The organism is Enterococcus sp. AZ170, assembly GCF_050545135.1.
Taxonomy (GTDB): Bacteria; Bacillota; Bacilli; order Lactobacillales; family Enterococcaceae; genus Enterococcus_L; species Enterococcus_L ureilyticus.
The window spans coordinates 686,407-706,538 of the sequence record NZ_CP172947.1 but is presented as its reverse complement, the minus strand read 5'-3'; the positions used below and the strand labels follow the sequence as shown (position 1 = coordinate 706,538).

Sequence of the window (20,132 nt, the reverse complement as noted above, 5' to 3'; positions counted from 1 at the left end):
TAGATAAAAAAGTTCCACCTATTTTGCAAAAAGCAATAGATAGAACTTTTTTGTCTTTTTTATCTATCTTCTAATAACACCATCTTGTACTGCAGTTGCAGCAACTTCACGTATAATGACATCCACTAATTCTTGATTAAACGGTGAAGGAATAATGTACTCACTTGTAAGCTCTGATTCAGGAATGATTTCTGCAATTGCTTTTGCTGCCGCTAGTTTCATGTTTTCAGTGATTTTCGTGGCTCCCGCGACAAATGCCCCTTTGAACAAGCCTGGAAAAGCTAAGACATTATTGATTTGATTTGGATGATCTGAACGACCGGTTCCAACAACTGCCGCACCTGCATCGATCGCATCTTGATAATCGATTTCTGATTCCGGATTCGCCATTGGGAATACGATAGCACTTGGATTCATTGAAGCGACCATTTCTTTTGAGACTAATTTAGGCGCAGAAACACCGATAAACACATCAGCTCCAACCATCGCTTCTCCTAAAGAACCGCTAAAATTTTCAGGATTCGTGATTTCAATAATTTCTTTTTCTAAGAAATTCAGCGGTCTGTCCAGCGTTTTAGATAATGCACCATCTATATTAAATGCGATGATCTTCTTCACGCCAAAATGATGCAACATTTTTATAATTGCGCTACCAGCTGCGCCTGTTCCTGATACAACTACTTTTATTTCATCGACTTTTTTACCAACGATTTTTAGCGCATTGATCAATGCCGCAATCGTAACGATGGCCGTACCATGCTGATCATCATGAAACACAGGAATATCCAACTCTTCCATTAATGTCCGCTCGATTTCTACACAGCGTGGAGCGGAGATATCCTCTAGATTGATACCGCCAAATGTTGGAGCCATAGCTTTGATGATATTGATGATTTCTTTTGGGTCTTTCGTATCTAGACAAATTGGGATCGCATCGATTCCAGCAAATTCTTTAAATAATAAGGCTTTCCCTTCCATAACTGGCAATGCAGCTTTAGGACCAATATCACCTAGACCCAGAACTGCGGTACCATCCGTTACGACTGCAACAGTATTCCCTTTCCACGTATAATCGTAGACTTTATTTGGATTTTCATGGATTCTTCTACATGGTTCAGCGACTCCTGGTGTGTAAGCTAAAGATAGGGCCTCTTTTGTTTTTACTGTTACTTTTGAATGAATGTCGATTTTCCCACGCCATTGTTCGTGTGCTTTTAATGCTTCTTCATAAATATCTGCCATAATTTCCCCATTCCTTTCCAAATTAACGCTATTTATTGTCCTAACATCTGTTCTGGTATGACCCAACGTTCATATTCTTCTTCTGTCACTAATCCAGAAGATAGAGCGGCCTGTTTTAGCGTTGTATTTTCTTCGAAAGCCTTTTTCGCGATCTTCGCGCCATTATCATAACCGATATGAGGATTTAAAGCTGTTACAAGCATCAGCGAGCGTTCCACATATAAAGCCATTTTTTCCTGATCTGCTTTAATTCCAATCAAGCAATTTTGATCAAATGAACGCAATCCATCGGCCAACAATTCTATACTTTGGAGCAGATTATATGCTATTACTGGCATGTAGACATTTAATTCAAAGTTGCCTTGGGAAGCACCGATCCCAATTGTTGTATCATTTCCCATGACTTGGATTCCAATCATGGTCAATGCTTCACATTGCGTTGGATTGATTTTCCCAGGCATGATAGAGCTACCTGGTTCATTTGCAGGAATCGTGATTTCACCTAAGCCACTCCTTGGTCCACTTGCCATCCAACGAATATCATTAGCCATTTTCATCGCATTAGCAGCGAGCGCCTTTAATGCTCCTGAAGTAAAAACAACAGCATCCTTGCTTGCTAATGCATGAAATTTATTAGGATTTTCTATAAATTGATTATCTGTCTCTTCATTCAAAAAGTTAAAAAATAGTTGGATATATTCTTTTGACGCATTTAATCCAGTTCCTACCGCTGTGCCTCCTAACGCCAATTGTTTCAGTTCATGCAACGTCAACTCTAGCATCTGATAGCTATGTTCCAGACCAGAACGCCAACCACTGATTTCTTGTGCAAAAGTCACTGGTGTTGCATCTTGTAAATGAGTTCTTCCTATTTTTATGATTTTTTCATTTTCAGTTTCTAGTTTTTTCAGCGTTTGAATCATCTGCTCCATGACCGGGAATAGCTGCTGCTCAATCAACCGAACAGCGGCTACATGAATCGCTGTGGGGAAAACGTCATTTGAACTTTGAGACATATTGACATGATCATTGGGGTGCACGGTCATGCCAGTTTTAGCCGCTAAATAAGCAATGACTTCATTAACGTTCATATTGGTTTGAGTCCCACTGCCGGTCTGCCATAAAGAGAGCGGAAACTGTTCATCTACCTCACCTTTGATGATCGTATCTGCTGCGTGTTGAATTGCTTGACTGATCTCCGTATTTAACTTCCCAGCTGCTTCATTGGCTTTAGCCGCATTCTTTTTTACCAGTGCTAGGGCTTGAATAAGCGCAATCGGCATTTTTTCGATACCAATATTAAAATTTTGACGGCTGCGTTCGGTTTGCGCTCCCCAAAGAGCATTTTTTGGGACTTGAATTTCTCCCATAGAATCCCTTTCAATACGATAGGACATGCTTTTGATCCTCTCCTTTTTTCATTATTTACTATCACTATACTGTAAACGAATCACGATTTACAGTAAAATTCCTTTATTCTAAAAAAAGACAGCAAAAAATCAGCAACCTTTTCGATCACTGATTTTGACGTTTAATGTTTAATTTTACCTTCATTACTATGTTTATAACCATAAGCAAAATAAATAACAAAGCCTAAAACCAAGGCTATTGCGAAAGCTTTCCAAGTTGCCGCCTGTAATTGCAGCATTAACCCAATACTAACGATGACTAATAAAATAGGAACAAGCGGGACAAAAGGAATTTTAAATTCCCCTGGTTTAGGATCACCGGCTACTTTTCTTAAACGAATAATGCCAATCGCCATAACGATCAAGTACATCAAAGTCACAATATTCGTCAACTCGGCTAATAATTCCATTGGGACTAGCCCTGCGAAAATCATGGTGCAAACCCCAGCTACATAAGTCGCATTTTTCGGTGTGCGGTTTTTTTCATCGATCTTACTCATAAATTTTGGCAATAAACCATCTTTACTGATGGCATAAATAATTCTAGCTAAACTGTACATCATGGAAATTGTCACAGTCAAAAGTGTTAAAATCGCCCCAACGGAAATGACACCTGCTACGCCATCGCGCTGTACAAAACGCATCGCAAATGCGACAGGGTCTTTCACACCAAGAGCATCAAACGGTACGATTCCAGTTAAAACTAATGTCACGATCACATATAAAACAGTGGCTATAATGATCGAACCGATGATGCCTTTTGGAATATCTTTTTGAGGATTTTTTACCTCTTCTGCCGTCATGCTTACTGCATCAAATCCTAAAAAGGCAAAGAAAACCACAGCTGCACCACTTACCACACCTGAAAATCCAAACGGCATAAACGGCTGCCAATTATCAGGTTTCACATAAAAAATGCCGACGATTAAAAAGAGAGTAATAATGCCAAATTTAACAAATACCATCACATTATTTAACCGTAAAGCTGTTTTGGCTTCTAATGACACCCAAAAAGTAACTGCTAAAAGCACCAGCATCGCGATCAAATCAACATAAGTACCATTCGCTGGATTGTAGGCACTACTCAATGCCTTTGGAAAATCTACACCAAGGCTATTTAAAAAGCCATGAACATAACCTGACCAGCCTGAAGCTACAGAAGAAACAGCTAGAAAGAATTCACAAATCACTAACCAGCCTGTCATCCAAGCAACAAGTTCGCCAAACACAACATACATATAAGCGTATGGACCGCCGATTGCCGGAATCCTTGAGGCAAATTCCGCGTAACATAACCCGGCTAAGATAATTGCTCCTGCCGCAACTAAAAATGAAAGCGACAACGCAGGTCCTGCGTATTGTTCAGCCGCAACTCCTGTCACGACAAAAATTCCTGTTCCAACAATGGCACCAATCCCAAGCATGATCAGATCCATTGTTTTTAAATCCTTTTTCATTGCGCTTGGCTCACTTGAGACAGCCGTTAGCTCTTTTTTCCGAAACATCGACATTGCTTTTCCTCCAATAAATCTATCCATTTTCTACTCTTAATCATTGCCAAAATGTCCTCATAAAAATAAGCGTAAATAAGACATTTACGCTTTCATATACCCTAAAAGAATACCACCTAAAATAACGAATAGGCAACCAATAATGACATATCTCATTTCTTTTTTAGACTTGCGCTCACCAAGTAAGTAGATTCCGCCTAAAGTTGAAATAATAATGCCCATTTGGGACAGAGAAAAACTAATTGCCAAACCAATTTGACGCATCGTCAACAACATACAAATATTTCCTAGCCCCCACAACAGACCACAAGTCATATTCGTCCAGACATAACGATCCAGCTTAACCTTCTTAAATGCAAAGAAACTCGCACCGATTACCATACCAATACTTTGAGGCAAAATGATTCCCATCGGATCAAGGCCAGCTGCGTTGATCATGATCGTATACGCACCATAACCAATTGTTGAAACAATTAATGCTCGTAACCCTTTGTTAAAATCAAATAGCTTATTCGTTGTTTCTACACCGCTGTCATCATCTTGTCGAGCCGTTAAATACGCCCCTAACACCAATAACCCAAGTGCAATAAATCCTAAAATAAAATCCCGACTACCTTTCCATTCATGAAAAAAAACCGCACCTGCAATCGTATTGACGATCAGCTGCATTCCTGTTGAAACAGGCAATCCTACAGACACACCTAAATATTTCATACCATGAAACTGCTGATTTTTGCCCGACACTCCAAAATAAACCGGATAAAATACCAATCACGATCATCTGAATAGTGATCACTGGCTGAACAACAAAAAAAACAACTATTGAAAAAATCAACGCACCTATGGTCATGCCTAAAGTCTGCTGATTCGCACTACCACCGATTTTACCACTGACAAGACCAATACTGCCCCAGGCAAACATTGGGATCAATGCTACTACTATTTCCATAATCTACTCCTATCAAAAGTATGATGTGTTCAGTCTAACAATAAAAGCGTTTACTATACAACTATAAGATAGGAAAATTTTGATAGATTTTTTCTCATTTAAAGATTTTAACATTCTTTTATTCGTTATTAGCACCTTACTTAGTATGTTAATGCTTATCTTCGCTCGTTAAAATAACTTAAAAATGGAAACAACAAGTAAATCGTTGTTCCTTCTCCTTCGACTGATTCCATCGTCAATTGATGACCTAGCTTATCAGCAAGACTTTTCGCCAAATATAGTCCTAAACCTGTTGAATGCTGTTCACTTGTCCGGCCATTTTCACCTGTAAAGCCTTTGTCAAAAACCCGACGCTGGTCTTCTTTAGGAATTCCGATTCCTGAATCTTTTAAGGCTAACCAAGCACCTTCTTTGGTCTGTGAAAAAGTAACTGTAATCTCACCGCCAGCCGGTGTATACTTAATGGCATTACTCACTAATTGTTTGAAGATAAATGCGACCCACTTCGCATCAGTCAAAACTATTTGATCATCCCCTTCGATCGAAAAACGCAAATTCTTTTGAATAAAATAATTGCCTTGCGTGCGAATCACAGATTGGACGATTTCTTTTAGCGAATACTCCTGAATTAAATAATCTCTAGAAAAACTGTCTAAACGAGCATAATAAAGTACTTGTTCCACATATTCATCGATTTTGCTCAGCTCATTTTCAACTAAGTAATATTTTTTCTCTGGAATATCATCTTCGATCGATTGCAAAATCAAATTGACTGCTGCTAAAGGAACTTTAATTTCATGAACCCATGAATCGATATAATCTTTTTGTTCCTGTTGATTATTGATTGCTTGTTGCATACCTTGCTGATGCTCCACTAACAAGCCATTGATATAATCCTGCACTAATTTTTCTTCTGATTTTGACGCTTCTCCTAGGTATTGTTGTAAAGAGGGCGGATGCTCCGTAATATCTAATGAGCGCCACCACCGTTTTTTTAAGGAATAATCGATCGTTAAAAACAAGAGTAAAAATAGTCCTTGTAATAACACGAGATACCCAATGATCGATGGATTCACAACCATATCAGGCGATAACCATAAAATAAAACAGGTCACTCCAATAAAAAATAGCCAGCCAATCAACAGAAGCCAATGATCTTTTAAATACTTATAAATCGTCATTTTCTTCTCCTATCTATGGAACAATATAGCCTTGCCCAACTTTTGTTTCGATATAGCCTTCAAGCCCTGCCTGTTCAATTTTTTTTCTTAACCGATTGATGTTGACGGTCAAGGTATTATCATCTACAAAACGTTCATCTTCCCACAACGCACGCAATAATTTTTCTCTCGTTAAAATTTTCCCATGTTTTTTGATCAAAATATACAATAGACGGTATTCATTTTTACTTAAATCGATCACTTCACCATTGATTTCCATACTGCCGTTATCCACATTCAATGTAATTCCGTTGTGGGACATGATTTCACTACCGACCTCAGAATAATTATACGAACGACGCAGTAAAGCATTGATTTTAGCAATCAACACATCGATTTGAAATGGTTTTGTGACAAAATCATCTGCGCCCATGTTCATCGCCATGATCATATCCATGTTCGTATTGCGACTTGAAATAAAGATAATTGGAATTTTCGAAATTTCTCGGATTTTCTGACACCAATAGTACCCATCAAACACAGGTAAATTGATATCTAATAAAACCAATTGTGGTTCTTCACGCTGAAAATCTTCTAAAACATTATTAAAATCCGTTGTTCCAAAGGTATCAAACTGCCATTTCTGCAACTCTTCACTGATCAGTTCGCGAATCGTTGCTTCATCTTCTATAATCATGATTTTTGCCATTCTTTTACCCTCCAGTTATTTCCTTCTATTGTACCTTATCAGAAAATTTGCGTCATTCATATAGGACTTTTAGCCGAAATTTTAATAAAAAAAAGAAACAAAAGTTTTTCTATCTCCCCTCGCTAAGTTTAATCACGTAAATTCTATAGCCTCTTTTAAAAAATGGAAATTAATTCCAAGCAAACCCATTCTTAACAATGCGCATTCTATTTTTGGAACAATGTTACAACTTAGTTTTATATTTCTAAATAAAAAAATAGCCTATGATTAATCTTTTCAAGTAAATAAGATTTAACTATAGACTATTTTTTCATCGTTCAATATGGTTGTGTCTAAGAAACTACCGTCACATTAATTTCTGTTCTCTCATAAGAGATTTCGTCGATTACTGTCACAGATGACGTCCCAGGTTCCACTCCTATTATTTCTTTTGTTCGGTTTGTTTCGTCTAGATTGTTCTTACCAAATGCGATTCGGTCATTTCTTTTTTCGTAGAACACTTCTTTCTTTAAGCGATATTCTTCTGGTAGTCCACTTGTGGCTTGTGCTTCGATTTGATAGCTTTCGCCAACCTTTATCTTGACTTCTTTTTCTTTGACGATTGGCGCTGTCTTTTTATATGGCACTAATTCCAGCTCATAAGTGTCGCCCTTTCCCCATCTCATACAATAATAAAGGTAGGTTAACGTTTTATTCGATGGATTGCTCGTTTCCCACGTTGCGTAGAATCGGCCATTTCTTTCATCAGACTGGCGTATTCCTCTTCCGCTAACCCAATTAGTCGGATTTTCTAGGTCTTCACTCTTTTCAAACGCAACTAATCGTTTGTTCGTTACTATCACATAGGGATTATTTAAATCAACTTTACTGAAAAAATGATCTTCATCTGAATCATAATCAATTTTTCCCGTATATTTTTTACCTACGGTCAATTCATCTGCTTCTGCTTTAGTGTTCCCAAAATCATCTTTATTCGCTCATAATCTTTTTCATTTTCATGAAAAATAATCATTTATTTCTTCTACAAATTGTATTGTTGGCTACTATATCTATAATTTGTTATCAGAAATTTATATTTACCTATTCCAAAACAGTTATACCACTATCGGATAAGACTTTACCAATAAACAAGAAAATACCAACTAAAAGCAGAACCGTCATATTCACACCAAAAAAGATCGATAACTTTTCAATTCCTTGGATTTTTTCTTTTGTTCTAAGAGTCATGTATAAAATAAAATTACTGCCATATGTAAAAACTGTCAGTACCATTACAAGTTCTATCAACACTGCTTCTCTCCTCACAGCTTTTTTGTTTGTACTCCATTCATTTTACGCTAGCATTGGCTTTTTTCAAAGGGAAGAATCATTGAATTTTTGGCAGAAACTATTTCAGTCAAAAATTTCTATGTTAGAATAGATAAAAATGTAAATGGTTAGGAGAATAAGTATGAATGAATTGATTCAAGAAATAAATGCGTTTCGAGATGAACGGAATTGGCGTCCTTATAATACCCCAAAAAGTTTAGCCATTTCAATTTCTTTAGAAGCCTCAGAACTATTGGAAAACTTCCAATGGTGTTCCAGTGAACAAGCAGTCTCAGCCACTTTTGAAAATATCCAAGAGGAGCTAGCAGATGTCCTCATCTATTCACTCATGTTGGCTTCAGACTTAGACCTAGATGTTCCACAAATCATTCGTGAAAAGATGAAAAAAAACGCAGTGAAATATCCTGTAGAACCAAAATAATGGTATTGTTTTGATAGCAGTAGCCATCTCATCCATCCACTTCAAGGAAGCTAGTATTCTATTCTCTTTATTAAAAACAAGAATGGACAGTTATTTCCTTTTTAATGAAAGAGATAATTTACACATGAAAAGTACTAGAAAATACTCATTCATGTAATTTTTTTCCAACCCTTTATTGACCCTAAAACGGTTTTCCTATAAAATGGAAGTTAGATAGAAACGAATAGGATAAAAAAAAGCACTTCATGATTTAGCTACCAACTAAATCATGAAGCCCTGAACAGTCAGTGAACACCTGACCAATCAAGTTGCTTAAGCCAATATTTATACATTGACATCTTCCATTTTACTCAATTTTGACAGAAATTTCTAGAGGTTTGTACTAGTTTTTTCTGGCATGGAGATGTTTATGTTTATTTATTGAACTTACAATGGCGTTGGATGTGTATCCAGCGCCATTTTTTTATTTATCCGTTTCTATCTGGTAGGAACGCTTGCTTACTTTTTTTCATAACATATCAATGTCAACCAACCATTGACAAGATTAAAGGCTGATCCCAACCAGCCTTACCCATTCTCCTGGATGATTAAACGAGTAAGCAGCGTTTCTTTTAAGCTAATAGTCAATTACTACTCCCAAGTATTCTTTAAGAAAATGCAATGTACAAACCAACGCACCCTTTTTCAATACTTCCTTTTATAAAAACATCGTTATTTGTATTTTCTTAATTGATGACTATTAGCAATGGAGATAAGCATTTTGCTTATCTCCATTTTTTTGATTGAGCTTTTTTTAAACGCTCAGCCAAAATAAAGTTTGTCTAAAAAATCCAAATCCCACGTATTTGTCAGATCTATAAAATAAGAATGTTGCCAACGTTGTGTCTCCGCTGCTGTTTTATTCAACCCCTTTATCCAGTCTGGATAAAGGCGTAAGGCCATTTTACCTCGTTTTTTCTTATTAGTTAAACTATTTTTATCTGCTAAAATTGATTTTGGAAAGACAAATTGTCCTATTTTATCTTGATCAAATATAGTGATGATTAATTTATCTGGTGCTGACTCGTAGTCGTAAGGTTGATTTTTACGGTTCTCGTCTTTTTCCCAAAATGCAACAAAATAGCCTAACTTTTTAGGTGTTTTTTTGGCTCTTCTACTTCTAAAGGATTGATTTCCTACTTCAAAGGTTGCGCCTTCGTAGGCTTTATTTTGTTCTTCTATTTTAAATTCTGATAAGTGATCTATTCCCATTTCTTTAATAATTTTTGCTACATAATCAATTGATTTTATGCTATTACACCCCCTTTTATTCACTATGTCAACGAGTTAGACTGAATTATTGTATCATGCCATTTTCTTAAAAAGAAAGCACTTTTCATCGTTTTTCCTACGTTTAGAAATACTTACAAAAAAATACAACCAACGCTAACCGTTTGCTGCACTTTTTCAAAATTGTTCTAGTGATTTTAGCTGTTACCAATAAGTTCCTATGTAACAATGATAGACCGATCAGAAAATTCTTTGCGAAATTGACCAGGTTTCGTATTCCGGCATATCAAAAATGTATTTTTCCCTATGTGTTTTTTTATAGTCTTGTTCAATTAAGCGAATTGTATCGATGGCAGTATCATTTTCTAGTGCATAATCATTAAAGATAAAAAAAATAACCAATGTGCATTTTTCATCTATCGCCATCAATTTAGGTAGGGTTACAGCCAATGTCTCAGCATTTATTTTGGCTACTAATTGATTGGCTTGCGTTGCCAATTTTTGATAATAATCAATGAATTCTTGGTCGATATTGATTGTTTGGTCCACTGTTGCCACATACTCTTTTAACTGAATGTTCCATAAAAATCCTTCTCCCACGATGTTTCCTCCTGTCATACAGCTACTATACTACATCTCACATCTCAAAACTCAGCTACATACTTGCTCTATTTTTATTCATTATCTCTTATTTAAGATAGCACAGGACACCTATTTTTTTCCATTAAAACGGCTATTTTATTTACACAATAATCTTTCGATTCATTTAACGACCATTCTTAAGCAGTTCAACTATTTGTTTTATGACAATAGACCTGAATCCATCGATTGATTGCTTGCAATTGTGATGATTCGATGTGTTGTCTTTTTATAAAATAAAAGTTTCTTCGATATTCTTGGCTTAGAGAATGCCAGGTTATTTTCTTCGTCAGGGATTTTTTGGATATGATGGATTGACCTATGCCTTGCTCTAAACATCGAATGATCATTTCATTATTTTTGATGACCATCTTTTGAGGATTCAGATTCTGCTCTAAAAAATAACGTTCTGTATAATGAAAAACACCAGAAGTTTCCTCTCGAACAAGCCAAAGCTTTTGAGAAAAATCACCAGCGTGAACTAACTCATCGGATAAAATCTCTTGGCGAATAATTGAATCTGTGACTAAAGGTTTTTCAATAAAGCCAAAGTGTGCTTGATGTTTTTCGATTTTGTCTAAGACCTGTTCAGAGTTATCCATTTCTAAAATAAATGAAACCTCTGGAAATTGTCTTATCAACTGCACTATCATTTCTGGCAGATAATACACGGCGAATGTATTCGAAGCAACAACCCGACATGTTTCTCTAGGAATTGCTTTGATTCGCAGTGCTTGTAGTGCATCTTCCCAATCATCTGATAAATTAAGCAAATGATGATATAAAATATCTGCTTGCTTGGTTGTGATGATTTCTTGGCGCCCATTTCGAATAAATAGTTGAATAGCTAATTCTTCTTCTAATTGTTTAATTTGATTAGACACTGCTGGTTGGGAGATAAACAGCTGTTCTGCCGCTTTTGAAAAATTTTTTGTTTCGTAAACACTACGAAAGGTTTTCAGTAATTTAAACATAGTAATCCTTTCCATTCATTTTCGTTATAGATATTATTTTAACTATTTATTTCTCAAATGCAAATTATTTCGTTATACTAGATTCAAAGAGATACAAAGAAAGAAGAGGAATGATTTAGTGAAAAATAATAATGGAAAAAATTCTTATGCAACAACGATCATGCTCATTTTACCAGGACTAATAACTGCGTTTGTCGTAGCTGTTATCAGCAAAGTAGTGGCTATTTGGCTACCAACTTTGGGCGCTGCTACGATTGCTATTTTACTGGGTATTTTATTAGGCAATACTTTTTTGAAAAATCCAGTTCTTGAAAAAGGAACCAAAATTGCTGAAGGAAAGTTGTTAGAATTTTCCGTGGTCTTGTTAGGGGCAACCGTTACCTTTCAGACCATTTCTCAAATCGGGCTAAAAGGCGGACTTTTTATCCTTTTACAAATGAGTTTGACAATTATTGCGACGTATATTCTTGGAAAAAAAATGTTATTTTCAGATAATATGTCCTTATTGATGGCTGGTGGAAATGCTGTCTGTGGCTCCTCTGCGATTGCATCGATCGCCCCTTCGATCCATGCAAAGGAAGAAGAGAAAGGGCAAATCATCACTTTAGTCAATTTGCTAGGCACGATCCTGATGCTGCTACTCCCCCTTATTGGGTCTATTATTTATGGGAGTGACATTTTAACAAAAAGTGCTTTGATTGGCGGTACTTTACAGTCCGTTGGGCAAGTAGTAGCAAGTGCCAGTATGATCAATGGACAAGTAGTGGAACTCGCTATGTTATTTAAGATCATGCGCATCATGTTGTTGGTAGTAGTTGTTTACCTTTTTGGTCGCTTCAAACAACAACGAACGCCTAGTTTAGAGAATGTCGGATCACCATCTAAGAAAAAGAGCTCAGCTTTACCATGGTACGTAATAGGATTTCTTTTATTTTGTATTGTAAATAGTCTGATTCATTTACCGAAAGAATTCAGTGAAATAGCCCATTTCTTTAGTGGTTGGTTTGAAATCACTGCTTTAGCAGCAATTGGTTTACGCTTAGACTTTCAAAAGTTTTTCAAAGAAGGAAAACGTTTTTTGATTTACGGATTATCCGTTGGTTTTATTCAAGTACTTTTAGCAATCGTCTTGATTTCATTATTAAGTATTTAAAAAGAGGTTACTTCAGCCTTACACTGGAGTAACCTCTTTTCTGTTTATTTAATTGATTCTTTGCTCTCGTCCACATTGGTTTTAAATCCCACATAAGACTTATTGCCGCTTAAATTAAGTACAAACAATACAATCACCAATGATAAAATTGACACTGATAACAGTAAAGTTTGAATTGCATCCCCATGTATCACCATCAGTTGTCTTAAGATTGCCGTAATACAAATCAGAATCAAATACCTAATTGGAATATGATGACCTTCTTGAATATAACGAATCACCATCATAATAAACTCAAATAACATGAAAAATGCCACAACTTCCTGCATTACGATCGATAAGTTTTTTGGTGTCATTGGTTTGGCAATAAATGTACTGATGTCAATCAATTGACGAATCATAAAAATTAAAATAAGTACGGCAAGCACGCCTAAAACAATATCTAAAACAAGATTGACATATTTTTTCATTATTCCGAAACGCTGATCTTCTTTCATTTTTGTCCTCCTTTCATTTTAATAGCGAGATAGCCTATAACGCTCGATGCCATGCATCTGTCTAACCTAAGACTTTCACTATTTTTCCTCATAAGAATAATATATCATTTTTTTTACACGATGTAAAAATCTAAAACTAAAAAAATGTATACAAAACGAACCACTTAAATCCATTATTGTGAACATCAATCTAAAAAATCAGAGTGAAAAATACAGCTAAAGCCCCAAGATTCTTAATGATACATATGTTATTTTTAAATCAGAAGGTTTAGGGGGAATTATTTTATGAACAAAAAATTAGATGCCTTTCATTTAAAGGTAATTGCAATTGTTGCTATGTTGCTGAATCATATTGGTAGCGGGTTTAAGCTTTATGAGTATTCCGATCAGTTATTCTTTTTTACTGAATTCATTGGGAAGTTGACGTTTCCTATCATGGCCTATTTATTAGTGGAAGGCTTTCATTACACGCGAAATATCAAAAAATATGCAACGCGTTTAGCTTTCTTCTGGATTATTTCTATCTATCCATTTCATATGTTATTCTATCCTGATCATCCTTTTAGTGCGACCGAGTTAGTCAATAATATTTTCTTTACGCTTCTAATGGGGCTGATTTTGATTACTTTATATGATAAAACAGAAAATACAGCTGAACATACCCTTTTAGTCATTGGCTTTTCTTTTGCCACAGTAATGTCTGATTGGAATTTGATTGGCGTGTTGATCATTTTTGGTTTTTATCGGATTCAAAATCCTAACTTTAAAAAAATTATTCCGCCCGTTTATGCGGCTGGGTTCTTGTTTTTATTGCTATTGATTGCCTATCTTATTTCCCCTAGTTCAGTCCCTTGGTATGAACTGGTATCCGTTTTGGGCATTTTAGGAACAATTCCGTTGCTTTTACATTATAATGGTCAACGTGGCTACTCGCCAAATTGGGTTAAATGGGGCTTTTATCTATTTTACCCACTGCACATGGTTATACTGATCATAATTCGCGGAATGTTGTAAGAAATTTTAGCTCCTGATCATAAAAAAAGCAAAAAAATCATCGAGATTTTTTGCTTTTTTTATTTCTATTTTATTATATCAAACCTAAAGCAATCACGATTGCTGGAAGTATATTGTTTAAAAAATGAATGGATATACTTACCTCCAAGCGTTGTGTTTTATAGTACGATAGTGAAAGAATCAGCCCCATCAAACCATAAATCAAAAAACTAATCAAGTTTGTTGGTCCATGAATCAAGCCAAATAAAACGGAGCTGATTGCAATACTAACAATTGGAAATTTTTCTAACCAATAGCCAATGATGCCACCTCTAAAAACAATTTCCTCCATAATTGGTGCTGAAATCCCAAGCAACAATATAATCAATAATGGATTTTCACCTGTAAATATGGTTTGAATCACCGCATCATTAGCCGTTGACTTAGCTCCTTGATTATTCAATAATAACGTTCCGCCGATAGCGATAACTCTTGCTAAGATAATCCCAACAATTATGATCCCAATATTTTTCTTCGTTAGAAAATCAAATTTGAAACTCAAAAAGCCTAGCTTTTTTGCGACATAAATCAATAGCCAGATATTTCCAATTGCCAATAAAATCAATAAAATCGTTGCAAATAGCGGCATGTTCACTTCGCCCATTTCCATTGAAAATCCCTTTGCTATTGTATAGGCAGTCATACTAACTTGGCTCAATAAGAACAATCCAATAACAATAAAAAACTTTTTAATATACTCCATCCAATACTCCCCTTCTTATACAGTAAAATTCTGTATGTATTCATGATAGCAAAGTATGGTGGATGAGTAAATTAAATTTTATACCAACTTTATATACAACGCGATAATTGACGCCATAGATTCTTTGACGAGTTTTATAGATATGTAATCATTTCTTGAAATCGAGGCTCCTAAAACCCGCTTTTTTAATCGAGCAGGTAGCTGTGGATCAATCGTTTTGATACAGCTTTACAAGCGTTTCTTAAAGCAGAGCCTGCCCCCCGATACAGGTAGTACTTCTTGCTCGCTTTTCAATAAGACAATGCTTTGGACTGCTACTTTTCGAGCAGATCTAACATGTTCCTGTGCTAATGTTATTACCTGTTGAAATTGTTTTTGATCAACAATTTTTATCAATTACAGTTAGAAACTCACTTACTGAAACCAAAAATAGCTGTAAAGCGACTTTCCAAGCTGTTATATTCAATTTAGTCTAACCTTAAAATGAGTTCAAAAAAATACCCACTCGAATGAGTGGGTACAAACGCTGATAAATCAACGAAGATTCAATTATTTAGCTAAAGCACCTTTAGCTTGGTCAGCTAATGCTGTAAAAGCTGCTGCATCGTTCACTGCTAATTCAGCTAACATTTTGCGGTTGATGTCAATCTCTGCCAATTTCAAACCGTGCATTAATTTAGAATAGCTCAAGCCATTCATACGAGCTGCTGCATTGATACGCGCAATCCATAATTTACGGAAATCACGTTTCTTTTGACGACGATCTCTGTATGCATAACTATAAGATTTCATTACTTGTTCTTTTGCTGTTTTAAATAAAGTATGTTTTGATCCGTAATAGCCTTTCGCTAACTTAAGGATCTTTTTACGACGTTTACGGCTTACTACGCCACCTTTAACACGTGCCATGGTTAATTCCTCCTAATATATCTGTTGTCTCTATGAGTTATTTTTAATTGCTAAGTTGTGACAAGAATCTTTTCAGCTCTCTCAAATCAAGCAAGCTTTTTTATTTCATTCTTGCTAATTGTTGGCGAATACGTTTGAAATCGCCTGCTGAAACCATTCCTGCTTTACGCAATTGACGACGTTGTTTTTTTGTTTTACCGTGGAAACGGTGACTTGTAAACGCACGGAATCTTTTTAACCCGCCGTTACCAGTACGTTTGAAACGTTTTGCTGATCCGCGGTGTGTTTTTTGTTTTGGCATGACTAATTTTCCTCCTACAATTTCATACTAATTATCAGCTTGTTAGCTTAATTTTCATTCTTCGGTGCCAGCGTTAGGAACATGCTGCGTCCGTCCATTTTCGCTTTTTGTTCCACTGTAGCAATATCTGCAGTTTCTTCAGCCAAGCGATCAAGAACTTTCTGACCAATTTCTTTGTGGGTAATGGCACGGCCTTTGAAACGGATCGAAGCTTTCACTTTATCCCCTTTTTCTAAGAATTTACGTGCATTACGAAGTTTTGTATTAAAGTCATTTAAATCAATTGTTGGACTTAAACGAACTTCTTTTACGTTGATCACTTTTTGTTTCTTACGAGCTTCACGCTCTTTCTTTTGCGTTTCGAAACGGAATTTACCGTAATCCATAATTCGCGCAACAGGCGGTTTTGCAGTAGGTGCTACTAGCACTAAATCTAAATTCGCAGTTTCAGCAATTTGCAATGCTTCTACCTTTGTTTTTACACCTAATTGTTCGCCATCTTGTCCGATCAAACGTAACTCGCGTGCACGAATGCCGTCGTTCACCATCATATCCTTTGCTATGGTCATTCACCTCCAAGTTTTTTAAGAGAAAATCAGCGCCGAAACTTTTTTCCTATGTGTTCATTATCGTCATAAAATACAATAAAAAACAGGCTCTGTATACAGATCCCGCAATTGTTCGGACTTGTATCGATCGATACAAGGAATCCTATCTAGCCCAGTGACATTGTCAACTAAGGCGAGAAGCGGGTGCTTCTGCTTTCTTTTCTCAACTTTAACAGTATACGATAATAATTCGCTATTGTCAATAGTTTTTCTAAGAGAGAAACATCTTTCTATTGCGTTCTGTGATCTATTGGCTTGTTTAGTTTTGGAGTAATTCTTCAATTTTTAGTAACACACCATTTTCATCATTCGATGAAATAATCTCCTTAGCTATTGCTTTGACCTCTGGCTGTCCATTGCCCATCGCATAGCTGTATCCTGCATGTTTCAGCATTTCTAAATCATTGCCACTATCACCAAAAGCTGCAACTTCTTCTGTTTTGACCCCCCATAGTTCTTGTAGCTTAATCAAACCATGTGCTTTATGGATACCAGGTACAATCAAATCAACGTCTCCGTGTCCACTAGAAACTGGAATAACTTTATCGCCTAAAGCAACATGCAACTGATGCAATACTGTTTCTACCTGATCCACTGGAAAACTCAAGGCAAATTTAAACAAAGTGTCGTCTTTCACTTCACGTAAGTCAGGCACTTTTTTTAAACGATGGTAATATTTTTGACCGTGTGCTACAAATTCGTCAGGTTCGTTAAGACTAACATAAGCACTATTTTTCCCACAAAGAATGATATGGCCCTCTTCAAAATTTACTAAAATTTGCAATACTTTTTGGATCGTTTTCGGGTCAATTTCACCATTGAAAATCTCGTTGCCTTCGCTGACAATATACGCACCATTTTCAGCCACAAAAGAGATTTCAGTTGCGATTTCTGGAAAAAAGGACTTCAATTGATAATATTGATTCCCACTAGCCACAACAAACCGAATACCTTGTTCCTTCATTTTGTTGTACAACTGCTTGAATTTCTCACGATCATAGTCTTGTTGACTAGTCAAAAACGTTCCATCCATATCTACTGCAATCATTTTTACTGTCATGATTCTACTTCCTCTCAATCTAATAAGCCAAAATGTTTTAAACCAAATCGAATGCCATCTTCTACATGGGACTTTGTAATAGAATCAGCTTGCTCTTTTACATTTGTCGCTGCATTTCCCATCGCAATCGCAGTCTGTACAGCTTCAAACATGCCTAAATCATTATTTCCATCACCAAAGGCATACGTTGGTAACTCGTTTAAGTTCAAGCGTTTGATGACTTGCTGAATCCCAGATTTTTTTGATTGACCACTTAGAACAACCGCTAATGAATAAGGACTATCCCTAAAGAAAGTTAGTTCTCTCGCAAAGGTCTGCCGATATAGAGAATCTTTCTCAGGTTCTTCTGAAAAAAGATAGACCATATAAATTTCATTTTTTTCGTGGAAATCTAATGAAATTCGTGGAAGTGGTGCATGATCTAATTGATATAATTTTTCCATGCTTTTCGTTGAATAACACGCAGCGTACTCATCTTCTGTATAACAGGCTAACGAATGATTTAAAGATTTAGAAAACGTCATCAATTCATTGATTTGTTTTATTGGGATCGCATGTTTTGAGACAACCTGATTTTCGACAACATTATACTGCCCATTCAAACTCACATAAGAATCAATTCCTGTTTCTGCTGTAATCTGCTTGATTTCCTTTGGAGAACGCCCACTTGCGATCATAGGTAGAATATTTTTCTTTTTTAACTGCAAAATTGCTTGCTTATTTTCTTTAGGAATTGTTGCATCAGAACCTAATAACGTACCATCCAAATCAAAAAAAACAAGTGCTTGGTATTCTGTCATTTTTATCCCCTTTCTCGATTTTTTCATCTTATTTATATTGTACTATACTTTTGACAACACCAAACAAAAAAACTTCATCCTATTTACCTAAGTACGTTCATACTTGATGCAATAGAATGAAGATGATTTTTTATTAACTAATAATTAGTGAACTATCTCTATTCGCTAGAAATTTCCTAGAAAAAGATAAATGATCGAATAAACGCTATATCTATCTTATATACCCTAGGCTATCCCTGTAGTCCCTACAGTTCTTTATCTCCAGTGACTATTGCACAACTTCTTGTAAGCCTCGAATCAAGACTTGAACACTAGCGGCTGTTTCTGGATCATTTTTACTTTTTTTCGTATTAATATCTTGAAAAAATATTTGACTTAGTTCTTTATTATCTGAATGTTCAGAACATTTTCCGCATGCAGAAACTTTGATCAGCCGTTTGTTATACCAAGATGCTTTATATTCTAACTTCGAGACAAATAATGCCCACGAAACATCTGTAACTCCTCGATGCAACTTATTATTTCTATAAAAATCGGCTTGCTGAATATCTTCGATACAAATCAAATCATACTTTCTAACAATTTCTGTCGTGATTTTATTCAGAAAATCGATGCGCTGATTCATTAATTTTTCCCGCATTTTTACTATTTTTAATTTTTGTTTCTGATAGTTTTTCTGTTGGGAGAGTTCTGTTCCTTTAGATTTCGCAATTTCCTTACGCCGCATCAACTTTCTTTCTTCTCTCGTGATCCGTTGTTCAAACTCTTTTGTGTATTTATCATTATCAATGCGTCTGCCATTTGATAATACCGCAAATTCTGAAACACCTAAAGTTATCCCGATAGCCGAATGTGTTTTTTCAACAGTTGGAATTTCTTCTTCACACAAGATTGAAACGAAATATTTATTGCTGGGAGTTAAAGAAATCGTTGCTGACTTTATTTTCCCTATTACCGGCCGATGCATTTTCATTTTTATCAACGATTTTAATTTAGGTACCTTCAAATATTTTCCATCAATAATTTTCACTGTACCATTTTGATTATTTGTTGTATAAGAGTTAACAGCATTCTTTTTTTGTTTTAACTTGGGAAAGCCTACTGATTTTTCTCGATGAAATTTTTTAAATGCTCGATCTAAGTATACCTGCGCATTTGATAAGGCCAAACTGTCCACTTCCCTTAAACAAGGATGCTCTTTTTTGTATTGAGCAGGTGTCGGTAGTTTAACGTTTAGATCAGGGTTTTCTTTCAATTGTTTATACAGTTGAATTCTTTCCTGTAATAAAAGATTATGCACAAGTCTGACACAAGAAAATGTTTTTTTGATAAACTCTTCTTGTAATGAAGTAGGGTAAAGTCTATATTTATACGCCTTTAATACCTTCATTTATTTCCCACCTTAACAAGAAGCGGTGAAATATCCCGAAAACACA

The 20,132-nt window shown here is 35.8% G+C and carries 21 protein-coding genes and 1 pseudogene; 3 read left to right on the top strand and 19 right to left on the bottom strand.

The window, feature by feature from the left end:
• Window positions 1–63: 63 nt before the first annotated feature.
• The 8 genes and pseudogenes from IGJ55_RS03420 to IGJ55_RS03385 all read right to left on the bottom strand — a co-directional run bounded on the left by IGJ55_RS03420 (window position 64) and on the right by IGJ55_RS03385 (window position 8,267).
• On the bottom strand, window positions 64–1,242 hold the full coding sequence (locus IGJ55_RS03420) for an NAD(P)-dependent malic enzyme (protein WP_430607301.1): 1,179 nt from the start codon (window positions 1,240–1,242) through the stop codon (window positions 64–66).
• A 32-nt stretch (window positions 1,243–1,274) separates the two neighbouring features.
• Complete coding sequence (gene fumC / locus IGJ55_RS03415; RefSeq protein WP_429950236.1) at window positions 1,275–2,639, bottom strand: class II fumarate hydratase; 1,365 nt, start codon at window positions 2,637–2,639, stop codon at window positions 1,275–1,277.
• A gap of 134 nt (window positions 2,640–2,773) precedes the next feature.
• Window positions 2,774–4,162, bottom strand: a complete 1,389-nt coding sequence (locus tag IGJ55_RS03410) for an amino acid permease (RefSeq protein WP_430607300.1) — start codon at window positions 4,160–4,162, stop codon at window positions 2,774–2,776.
• An 84-nt stretch (window positions 4,163–4,246) separates the two neighbouring features.
• Window positions 4,247–5,111 (bottom strand): annotated as a pseudogene (locus IGJ55_RS03405) (GRP family sugar transporter).
• A 155-nt stretch (window positions 5,112–5,266) separates the two neighbouring features.
• The gene (gene sapS / locus IGJ55_RS03400; RefSeq protein ID WP_069639327.1) at window positions 5,267–6,292 is read right to left on the bottom strand and encodes a two-component system sensor histidine kinase SapS; all 1,026 of its coding nucleotides are present in this window, start codon (window positions 6,290–6,292) and stop codon (window positions 5,267–5,269) included.
• Between the two features lie 13 nt (window positions 6,293–6,305).
• Window positions 6,306–6,980, bottom strand: coding sequence for a two-component system response regulator SapR (gene sapR, locus IGJ55_RS03395; RefSeq protein WP_069639328.1), 675 nt, complete (start codon window positions 6,978–6,980; stop codon window positions 6,306–6,308).
• A gap of 332 nt (window positions 6,981–7,312) precedes the next feature.
• On the bottom strand, window positions 7,313–7,912 hold the full coding sequence (locus IGJ55_RS03390) for a hypothetical protein (RefSeq protein ID WP_430607298.1): 600 nt from the start codon (window positions 7,910–7,912) through the stop codon (window positions 7,313–7,315).
• 148 nt (window positions 7,913–8,060) lie between these two features.
• A complete protein-coding gene (locus tag IGJ55_RS03385) occupies window positions 8,061–8,267 on the bottom strand; it encodes a hypothetical protein (protein ID WP_430608119.1) in 207 nt (68 codons plus the stop codon).
• Window positions 8,268–8,430: 163 nt separating this feature from the next.
• Here IGJ55_RS03385 and IGJ55_RS03380 point away from each other — a divergent pair, with 163 nt between their 5' ends.
• Window positions 8,431–8,730 carry a nucleotide pyrophosphohydrolase gene (locus IGJ55_RS03380; protein WP_069639330.1) on the top strand — a complete coding sequence of 100 codons (300 nt, stop codon included), beginning with the start codon at window positions 8,431–8,433 and terminating at the stop codon, window positions 8,728–8,730.
• 801 nt (window positions 8,731–9,531) lie between these two features.
• Here IGJ55_RS03380 and IGJ55_RS03375 read toward each other — a convergent pair.
• The 3 genes from IGJ55_RS03375 to IGJ55_RS03365 form a co-directional block, all read right to left on the bottom strand.
• Window positions 9,532–9,981 (bottom strand): MepB family protein, encoded by a 450-nt coding sequence (locus IGJ55_RS03375; RefSeq protein ID WP_069639331.1) that lies wholly within the window; start codon window positions 9,979–9,981, stop codon window positions 9,532–9,534.
• A 258-nt stretch (window positions 9,982–10,239) separates the two neighbouring features.
• Entirely contained in the window at window positions 10,240–10,599 is a 360-nt protein-coding gene (locus IGJ55_RS03370) for a DUF7006 family protein (RefSeq protein ID WP_239574205.1), read from the bottom strand.
• A gap of 188 nt (window positions 10,600–10,787) precedes the next feature.
• Complete coding sequence (locus tag IGJ55_RS03365; protein WP_430607297.1) at window positions 10,788–11,612, bottom strand: LysR family transcriptional regulator; 825 nt, start codon at window positions 11,610–11,612, stop codon at window positions 10,788–10,790.
• Between the two features lie 160 nt (window positions 11,613–11,772).
• On the opposite strand from IGJ55_RS03365, the gene IGJ55_RS03360 reads away from it, so the two are divergent.
• The gene (locus IGJ55_RS03360) at window positions 11,773–12,765 is read left to right on the top strand and encodes a YeiH family protein (RefSeq protein ID WP_430608116.1); all 993 of its coding nucleotides are present in this window, start codon (window positions 11,773–11,775) and stop codon (window positions 12,763–12,765) included.
• A gap of 44 nt (window positions 12,766–12,809) precedes the next feature.
• On the opposite strand, the gene psiE is transcribed toward IGJ55_RS03360, so the two are convergent.
• Complete coding sequence (gene psiE, locus IGJ55_RS03355) at window positions 12,810–13,262, bottom strand: phosphate-starvation-inducible protein PsiE (RefSeq protein ID WP_069639334.1); 453 nt, start codon at window positions 13,260–13,262, stop codon at window positions 12,810–12,812.
• 285 nt (window positions 13,263–13,547) lie between these two features.
• On the opposite strand from psiE, the gene IGJ55_RS03350 reads away from it, so the two are divergent.
• Window positions 13,548–14,276, top strand: coding sequence for a TraX family protein (locus IGJ55_RS03350; protein WP_430607295.1), 729 nt, complete (start codon window positions 13,548–13,550; stop codon window positions 14,274–14,276).
• A gap of 73 nt (window positions 14,277–14,349) precedes the next feature.
• On the opposite strand, the gene IGJ55_RS03345 is transcribed toward IGJ55_RS03350, so the two are convergent.
• The 7 genes from IGJ55_RS03345 to IGJ55_RS03315 all read right to left on the bottom strand — a co-directional run bounded on the left by IGJ55_RS03345 (window position 14,350) and on the right by IGJ55_RS03315 (window position 20,086).
• On the bottom strand, window positions 14,350–15,018 hold the full coding sequence (locus IGJ55_RS03345) for a CPBP family intramembrane glutamic endopeptidase (protein ID WP_069639336.1): 669 nt from the start codon (window positions 15,016–15,018) through the stop codon (window positions 14,350–14,352).
• Between the two features lie 549 nt (window positions 15,019–15,567).
• Entirely contained in the window at window positions 15,568–15,927 is a 360-nt protein-coding gene (rplT, locus tag IGJ55_RS03340) for a 50S ribosomal protein L20 (protein ID WP_069639337.1), read from the bottom strand.
• Between the two features lie 100 nt (window positions 15,928–16,027).
• The gene (gene rpmI / locus IGJ55_RS03335; protein ID WP_010771140.1) at window positions 16,028–16,228 is read right to left on the bottom strand and encodes a 50S ribosomal protein L35; all 201 of its coding nucleotides are present in this window, start codon (window positions 16,226–16,228) and stop codon (window positions 16,028–16,030) included.
• 47 nt (window positions 16,229–16,275) lie between these two features.
• Window positions 16,276–16,797, bottom strand: coding sequence for a translation initiation factor IF-3 (gene infC / locus IGJ55_RS03330; protein WP_010762696.1), 522 nt, complete (start codon window positions 16,795–16,797; stop codon window positions 16,276–16,278).
• 298 nt (window positions 16,798–17,095) lie between these two features.
• Window positions 17,096–17,896, bottom strand: a complete 801-nt coding sequence (locus IGJ55_RS03325) for a Cof-type HAD-IIB family hydrolase (protein ID WP_069639338.1) — start codon at window positions 17,894–17,896, stop codon at window positions 17,096–17,098.
• Window positions 17,897–17,910: 14 nt separating this feature from the next.
• The gene (locus tag IGJ55_RS03320; protein WP_430607294.1) at window positions 17,911–18,696 is read right to left on the bottom strand and encodes a Cof-type HAD-IIB family hydrolase; all 786 of its coding nucleotides are present in this window, start codon (window positions 18,694–18,696) and stop codon (window positions 17,911–17,913) included.
• Window positions 18,697–18,964: 268 nt separating this feature from the next.
• Complete coding sequence (locus tag IGJ55_RS03315; RefSeq protein ID WP_069639340.1) at window positions 18,965–20,086, bottom strand: RNA-guided endonuclease TnpB family protein; 1,122 nt, start codon at window positions 20,084–20,086, stop codon at window positions 18,965–18,967.
• Between the last annotated feature and the right edge of the window lie 46 nt (window positions 20,087–20,132).